Source organism: Aureivirga sp. CE67 (genome assembly GCF_015767245.1).
In the GTDB taxonomy this organism is placed as follows: domain Bacteria; phylum Bacteroidota; class Bacteroidia; order Flavobacteriales; family Flavobacteriaceae; genus Aureivirga.
Genome location: NZ_JADOTV010000026.1, coordinates 46,650 through 54,770, shown reverse-complemented (window position 1 = coordinate 54,770; position 8,121 = coordinate 46,650). Strand labels below are relative to the sequence as shown.

Sequence of the window (8,121 nt, the reverse complement as noted above, 5' to 3'; positions counted from 1 at the left end):
GAAATTATACAGTGCAGTCTTCTGTAACTTCAACTTTACCTGATGGTGTCACAGTTATTGAAGATACATTATCAGATGATCCAGAAGATGTAACAACAGAAACGGAAGATCCGACAGTTACTATTTTAGAACAATTACCAAGTTTAGAAGTTGTAAAAGTAATTTCTGAAATTAATAATGAAGATGACGGAATTTTAAATGCTGGAGATGAAATTGTTTATACAATTACTGTTTTAAATAATGGAAATGTAACGTTGTCAAATATCAATACAGTAGATACGATTGAAGATTTCAATGGAAATCAGACAGTTTTAGATTTAACTTTTGTTTCTTCATCAGACGCAAGTGTAGAAGGAACTTTAAAAGTAAATGAAATAGCAACGTATACAGTAAGTTATATTTTAACACAAGAAGATGTTGATTCTGGTGCTATTAAAAACTCTGTGACAGTAACTGGTGAAACTCCGCTAGGAGAAGAAATTTCAGATGTTTCAGATGATGATGACGATACGGATGGAAATACGGAAGATGATAAAACAGAATTAGTAATTCCTGATACAGTAAGTTTAGATGAGCCAAGTTTAGATGTTGAAAAAACAGCAGAAATTCAAGATAATGGAGATGGTAAATTAGGAGTAGGAGATACGATTGTTTATACTATTTCTGTTGAAAATATTGGAAATGTAACTTTAGGGAATATTACTATTGAAGATATCTTCACAAATGCTCTTGGAGAAACTTTAACATTGACTTCGGAACCAGAATTTTTAGATGCTACTTTAGGAAGTACAGAGGGGATTATTCAGGTTGGAGAAATTGCTATTTATACTGCAACTTATATAATTACACAAGAAGATGTAGATGTTGGAGGTGTAAACAATGTTGCAATTGCAAGCGGAGAAACTCCAAATGGAACGAGTGTTACAGATGCGAGTAATGATGGAGATGATACAGATGGAAATATTGAAGATGATCCAACAGAAATTATTTTTGATTCTTTATTTGAAATTTCATTATTAAAAGAAGTAGATAATTTAAGTCCAGTTGTAGGAAACAATGTAATCTTTACAATTACATTAATGAATGAAGGAGATGTAACTGCTACAAATGTTACTATCTCAGAAATTATTCCTTCTGGATATGAATTTGTAAGTGCAGAAGCAACTTTAGGTACTTACTCTGAAACTTCAGGAGAATGGATTATTGAAACACTTCCTGTGACTGCTGTAGAATTCTTAGAAATTGAAGTGAAGGTTCTAGGAGATGGAGATTATGAAAATATTGCAGAAATTACTTCTTACCAAGGAGGAATGGATAGCGATTCTTCAAATAATACAGCTTCAGCAAGTACAGAACCACAATGTTTATTAATCTATAACGAATTCTCGCCAAATGGAGATCAGGTGAATGATACTTTCATCATCGATTGTATTGAAAGATATCCAAATAATAGACTGGAAGTTTACAACAGATGGGGAACAAAAGTTTATGAGAAAAACGGGTATCTAAACGAATGGGATGGAACTTCAAAAGCAGATGCTACCATCAAAGAGTCTGATAAATTACCAGTAGGAACATATTTCTATATTTTAAATTTAAATAATGGAACAGAGCCTATTAAAGGATGGTTATATATTAATAGATAAAAACGAAGAAAGCTTTGAAAACAATATTTAATACATTTAAAAAACCATCTTTTTATAAATTATTAGGATGTGTAATTATAGCATTAATCACGAATATTGAAAGTGGTTTTGCACAACAAGAGCCGCAGTATACACAATATATGTATAATACAATGGCGATAAATCCTGCTTATGCAGGGCAAAGAGATGTACTGAGTATTTCTGGATTATACCGATCACAATGGGTCGGTATATCTGGAGCTCCAGAAACACAATCTTTCGGAATTCATTCGCCGCTTAGAAATAAAAAAATGGGACTTGGGCTTACGGTTGTAAATGACAAAATCGGTCCTGCAAGTGAAATTTATGTAAATGCAAATTTCTCTTATACTTTATTACTAAATGAAAATGATTTAAAATTATCTTTTGGTGTAAAAGGAGGTTTCAATCATTTGAATATGGATTGGAACAAAGGAAAAATTAAAAACCAAGATCAGTCTTTTAGAGAAAATATTAGCCAATATTCTCCAACGATTGGAGCAGGTTTTTACCTTCATAACAAAAAATGGTATGTAGGTCTTTCAGTGCCAAGTTTTTTAACTACAAAACAGTTTAGAGAAAATGAATATGCTGTAGGAAAAGAAAGATTACACTATTATTTAATTGGTGGTTATGTGTTTGATTTAAGTGAAAATTTAAAATTCAAACCTTCAACATTCTTAAAAGCTGTAGCCGGAGCACCTTTAACGGTTGATCTTTCTGCGAACTTTTTATTGTATGAGAAATTCACAGCTGGTTTAGCATATCGTTGGGATGATTCTGTAAGCGGATTAGTAGGTTTTCAAGCAACAGAAGATTTATTCATCGGTTATGCTTATGATTATACAACTACAGATCTACAAGATTACAACAACGGAAGTCATGAAATCATGCTAAGATTTGAGTTCAGAAAAGATTCCCCTTATTTATCACCAAGATTCTTTTAATTATATTGAAAATGAAGAAAATATTTATCATAACACTTTCATTTTTCTTTTCTGTGTCTAGTTTCGCACAGAAAGGAAAAATGAAAAAAGGAAATAAAAAGTATCAAAATTTAGCCTATATAGAAGCAAACGAAAAGTATAACGAAGCTATAGAGGCTGGAGAAAATTCTCCGGAAGTATACAAAAGATTGGCCAATACTTATTATTTTAATAATAAAATGGAAGAGGCAATCAAATGGTATACAGCACTTTTTTCAAACAAAGAAGTGGAGATTGAGCCAGAATATTATTATAGAATTGCACAAGCTTACAAATATGTGGAGAACTATAAATATTCAGATTTATGGATGCAAGAATTTGTAGCTAAAAATCCTTCAGATTCTCGTGCGAAATTATATTTAGAGTCTAAAGATTATTTGTCTAAAATCGATAATTTTTCAGGACAAATTATTTTGAAAAATGCAGTTTTCAATAGTGAAAAATCTGATTTTGGAGCATTTTTATATGAAGATGAAATCTATTTTGCTTCCAACAGAAAAAATGGAAAGAAGTATAAGTGGAATAATGAGCCATTTTTAGATATTTATAAGACAGATTCTACACAAGCGAATTCTGAACTTTTCAACAAAAAACTTAATACAAAACTTCACGAATCTTCTATCGTTTTTACGCCAAATGGTGAAATTGCTTTTTTTACAAGAAATAATATTGTGAAAAATAGAGAATATGTAGATTCAACAGGAGTGAATCTTTTGCAACTTTTCAGAGCTAAAAAAGATGGTGAAGGAAATTGGGGTGAAGCAGAGTTGGTAGAAATTAATAATGAAAATTATAGTATCGCACATCCAACGATTAACAATGCTGGAACGAAGATTTATTATGCTTCAGATATGCCAGGAACACTTGGTAAATCGGATATTTTTGTTTCTACTTTAGATAGTGAAGGAAATCTTGGAACTCCAAAGAATTTGGGAGAATTAGTAAACACAGAAGGACAAGAAACTTTTCCTTTTATCAATGAAAAAGGAGATTTATTTTTCGCTTCTAACGGACATGTTGGACTTGGAGGTTTGGATAATTTTGTGATTCGCGAATTTGAATTTACAAAATCTCTAGAAGAACCTTTATATGTTGAGAATATGGGAATTCCTGTAAATAGTTCGAATGATGACTTTGCTTATGCAGAATATTTGTCAAAAAACAGAACAGGATTTGTTTCTTCAAACAGAAAAGGAGGAAAGGGAAATGATGATGTTTATACTTTTAAAGTTCCAAAATGTTACCAAATTATCGACGGAATTGTAAAAGAAAGACAAACGGATGCTATTTTGGTTGGAGCAAAAGTTGCTTTGATGAATAAAGAAAATCAAAACGATCATCAAGAAATGATTTCTAAAAACGATGGAACATTTTCTTTCAAAGTAGATTGTGAAAAATCGTTTAGAGCAATTGGATCAAAAGAAGAATATTCCCCAGATCATAAAGATGCTTATGTGCCTAGAAGAAAGAAGAAAACTTTCATTACGCTTAAATTAAATCAGTTACCAAAAATGGAAACTATCGTGATGGTGGATACAAAAGGGGAGCAGCAAATTGTGGATGTAGATTTAAATAAATTCAAAAAAGGACAAAATTTACGTGAACTTCTAGGTCTGAAACCTATCCAGTTTGATTACAATAAATCTTCAATTCGTAAAAGTTCAAGAGAAGAATTATTGAAAATAATCCAAGTTTTAAAGAAGTATCCAAAAATGCGAATCAAAGTAGAGTCGCACACAGATGCTCGTGGAAAAGCTTCTTATAATTTAAGATTATCAAAATCTAGAAACAAATCGACGGTAGATTTCTTGATTAAAGAAGGAAAAATTGATCCTAGCAGAATTGAAGGAGAAGGATTCGGAGAAACTCGAATTTTGAACAAATGTAAGGATGGTGTAAAATGTACTGACAAAGAACATGAAGAAAACCGTAGAAGTGATTTCATCGTTTTAGATAACTAAAAACTTCTCAATGAAATATCAAAAAAGACTATTTAAGCATCCATACTTAAATAGTCTTTTTTCTTTTTGGGCAAATCCCTCCATTACATTTCGGGTCGGGCTTTCCGTTTCTAGTTTTGCTTTTTTCGAAAAAGAATTTCTATGTCAGCCGTGGGCTTCCGTTGGTCGCCTCCGTTTCCAAGAAATTCTAAATTTCGAAAAAACAAAAGCTATCCACTACAATCCCTTTTGCAAATGCAACTTATTTTATTGTGTGAGACCTAATCTATCATGTAATTCTTCTAAAAAATAATAATCCTCTTCTGTTACAGAATATTGATGAGAAATTTGATTTCTTATTTCTTCTAGTTTAACCATCCACTTAGTCTTATTATTTTTACTAGCATTTTTTTTCTCTTTTGGATCAGCATACTTATATTCAAATATTTTCCAGTTATTTAACGCAATACTTCTATAGGCTATGAGAGTCAGGCAGTCCCAATTATCAACTTCATCTTCAATATTTTCAATCTTTTGATTTTTTTCAAAAGCTAAATCATTTGCTTTTTTTGCAGTCTGATGAGGTACGCCTTTTTTAAACCAATTTTCGCCAAATTCTTCTTGTAATATTTCTTTAAAATTTCTTTTGAAAGATAATTCAATATCTCCTATTAATGTAAAAGATTTTGAATTAAATTCTTTTGCTTCTTTTTTTATGTAATCATCTAAACCATCTGGAGTAAACTCTTCATGAGAATCTCTTACAGCAATTTGTAAAGTTCTCCAATATTTTAAATATCCACCTGTTCCGTATGCTTTTCGTAAAGATTCACTAGTTTCTTCATCGATGTTTTTAATGAAATTAATTGCAGTATCTAAATATGTTTTGGTTTTTTCAAAATATGTATTTGAACAATTTTCTTTACTTAGAGATTTATTATCTATTAACATATTTATAATATCATCTTGTAGTTTTATAAATGCATATATACCCTTATTAATTAAAATGATACAGTTGTCGGAGTTCCAAACTTCAGGTATACTATCTTTTATATAATTAAAAGTTAAACGTAAAAAACTAGACAAATGATCAAATGTATTATCTAAATTCCCATCATATATTGTTCCTAAAGATTCAACTTTATTTTTAGTAACTTTTCCAAGAAAATTACTTTGATTTAATGATTTATCAAAAGCCTCTTGTGTTATTGTTCTTCTATCTTCACCAATAGAAATTTTATCAAATAATGCCGAGTTTCTATTTTCACCTAATGTTATTGAAATTCTAGATCTTAAGGCTTTGTGTTGTTCTAAATAGTTTTCTGAAGTCCATAATAAATCTGCATTCAAAGTTGTTCTTAAGTTTTTCGAAACCGCTTTTTGATTTTCGTTAATTTGCATGAACAATTTAACTTGTTCTTCTCTTTCAAGATTAACAAATGCTACAACTGGTATTGAATTTTTAGACTTATATTCTGAATTTGCATATCCGTATAATCGATGTTGACCATCTATTATGAACGCTGATCTATATTTTTTAGGTAAATGTAAAATACCTACATCAGAAATTGAATTTTTAACTTGTGTATTTGCTCTGTCAAATTTCAAATCTTTTTCAGAATTAATACTGATAATAATGGAATTAGGAAAATAACCTTTTTTCTTATCAATGAATTCATGGACAGACTTTAGTCTTGACCTTTGTATAATTCTTTGATAAGTTGGCATCATATTAATATTTGCTTTATTTCTATGAAGTACATAACCTATTTTTAATAATTTTTCTGGTTCAATAGAGAAAGAAAAATATGTTTTCCCGCCCATTTTTCCTTTAATAGCAGGAATTTGATTATTTATTTCTGGAATTTCTTGCCCACTGAATAATGATCCAAGTAGTTGGTATCTAGATGAATATCCGATTTGTTTTTGCATATCTGAATAATATTTTATGATTTCATCGTCAAAATGAATACCATTAATATTATTCAAGAGCTTTTTGTCATTTTCCGAAATTGAATAATCTTCTGTAGCAAGTATAAATTTAAATTTAAGCTTTTGGTTTGGATATAAATGGTTGATTGTAGTTCTTAATCCTCCAATAATATTTTTAATTTCATTTAATTCATTTTCAAATGAACTTTCTTTATTTTTTTCGATTGAAGATTTACAAATAATCAATAATATAGTTTCATCATCTTTAGCAAAAACATCGATTTTTTTTGATAAATTTTCATCATTTTTACTATAGTTTAGCTTAAATTCGGAGTCAATATTCATTGTTTGAAAGCCAAGAGATGCAAATAAACACCAAACTTTATCTTTAAAAAGAACTACCTTTTCTTTTTCTTTTTTAAGTCTTTTGGAGTTTTTAAATTTTTTATCTAGTTCCCAGCCATCTTTTATTAAATTATTGTATTCATCAATATTTTTATTAAGAATAGATTTGTTTATGAATGTTTTTTTTCTAAGTCTAAGATTTTTCTCTAGATCTTTATCTGAAATAAGTTGTTGAAGTAATTGATTAATAATTTCTTTTTTCATAATTGAATATTTGTGAAAATAAATTCATTGACTTTTTTTCTTGAAGCTCCTTTTCCTCCAACACTACTACTTCTTTGAACTTTATATTTTTTTCCCAAATTCGAAAATAGTTCATCAACACTTTCATGAGCTGCATTAGTTAATATGTAATATGCTTTTTTATTATTTATTTCTTGTAAAAAATTTGCTAAACGTTTTTGATCTTCCCATAAAAATATCTTTTGATTATATTTTACAAAACCATTATTTTCATGAGCAACAGTATATGGTGGATCTAAAAACACTAAATCATTTGTTTTAATATTATCAATAATTGAATAAAAATCTTTAGAATGAAACTCAACATCATCTTTTAATAAAGTACTAATTTTCATAATATTTTCAAATTCAAAAAGATTTTTGGTTTTTTTATATCCATAAGGAACATTATATTTTCCTTTTAAATTTACACGATATATACCATTAAATGATGTTTTATTTAGATATATAAATCTAACTGCTTTTAAAGTAGCAGTTTTAGGATTTGAGCTTCTAATTTTATAATAATCTTCTTTTGTATTTTTAAGTTTTTCTAGCTCATTAATTATAATTTTTGGGTTAGATTGGATTTGTTTATATGCATTGATTAATTCATTGTTAAAATCAGATAAATACGATTTTCCATTTATTAAATTGTTTGATTTAAGGTAGATAAATATTGAAGCTCCTCCTAAAAAAGGTTCATGGTAATTGTTAAATTCCTTAGGTAAATATTCTTTTATATTTTTTGTTAGCCATCTTTTTCCACCAGCCCATCTTAAAAAAGGTTTTACTTTATTTTTTTCAGTCATTTTTTAATAGCATAAGCGTTTTTTTGTGTTTATATTAAGTGTGAATATAATAATCTTTTTTAGATAAAAAGAAAATATATCAACCAAAATTAAATGAATTTAAAAGAATAAAAATGTGGAAATCCGTAAAAAATAAAAATATTAATTAAAGTAGTAAAGA

Annotated in this window: 5 protein-coding genes; 3 read left to right on the top strand and 2 right to left on the bottom strand. The window is 28.6% G+C overall.

Translation table 11 applies throughout. The features are described 5' to 3' along the window. The 3 genes from I0K12_RS19910 to I0K12_RS19900 form a co-directional block, all read left to right on the top strand. On the top strand, positions 1-1,646 hold a 1,646-nt coding region (locus I0K12_RS19910; RefSeq protein WP_196889934.1), incomplete at its 5' end, for a gliding motility-associated C-terminal domain-containing protein. A 14-nt stretch (positions 1,647-1,660) separates the two neighbouring features. Beyond that, positions 1,661-2,611 carry a type IX secretion system membrane protein PorP/SprF gene (locus I0K12_RS19905; RefSeq protein ID WP_231372816.1) on the top strand — a complete coding sequence of 317 codons (951 nt, stop codon included), beginning with the start codon at positions 1,661-1,663 and terminating at the stop codon, positions 2,609-2,611. Positions 2,612-2,622: 11 nt separating this feature from the next. After that, the gene (locus I0K12_RS19900) at positions 2,623-4,611 is read left to right on the top strand and encodes an OmpA family protein (protein ID WP_196889933.1); all 1,989 of its coding nucleotides are present in this window, start codon (positions 2,623-2,625) and stop codon (positions 4,609-4,611) included. 246 nt (positions 4,612-4,857) lie between these two features. Here I0K12_RS19900 and I0K12_RS19895 read toward each other — a convergent pair whose 3' ends face one another. Together I0K12_RS19895 and I0K12_RS19890 are read right to left on the bottom strand one after the other, a co-directional pair. Beyond that, positions 4,858-7,131 (bottom strand): DGQHR domain-containing protein, encoded by a 2,274-nt coding sequence (locus tag I0K12_RS19895; RefSeq protein WP_196889932.1) that lies wholly within the window; start codon positions 7,129-7,131, stop codon positions 4,858-4,860. Beyond that, on the bottom strand, positions 7,128-7,961 hold the full coding sequence (locus I0K12_RS19890; RefSeq protein ID WP_196889931.1) for a DNA adenine methylase: 834 nt from the start codon (positions 7,959-7,961) through the stop codon (positions 7,128-7,130). Before I0K12_RS19890 ends, I0K12_RS19895 begins: the two co-directional genes overlap by 4 nt. Positions 7,962-8,121 lie beyond the last annotated feature (160 nt).

What these genes read in the sequence shown, in the direction of transcription:
- I0K12_RS19900 (WP_196889933.1), top strand. Translation starts at nt 2,623, where the DNA reads ATGAAGAAAATATTTATCATAACACTTTCATTTTTCTTTTCTGTGTCT.
- I0K12_RS19895 (WP_196889932.1), bottom strand. Translation starts at nt 7,131, where the DNA reads ATGAAAAAAGAAATTATTAATCAATTACTTCAACAACTTATTTCAGAT.
- I0K12_RS19890 (WP_196889931.1), bottom strand. Translation starts at nt 7,961, where the DNA reads ATGACTGAAAAAAATAAAGTAAAACCTTTTTTAAGATGGGCTGGTGGA.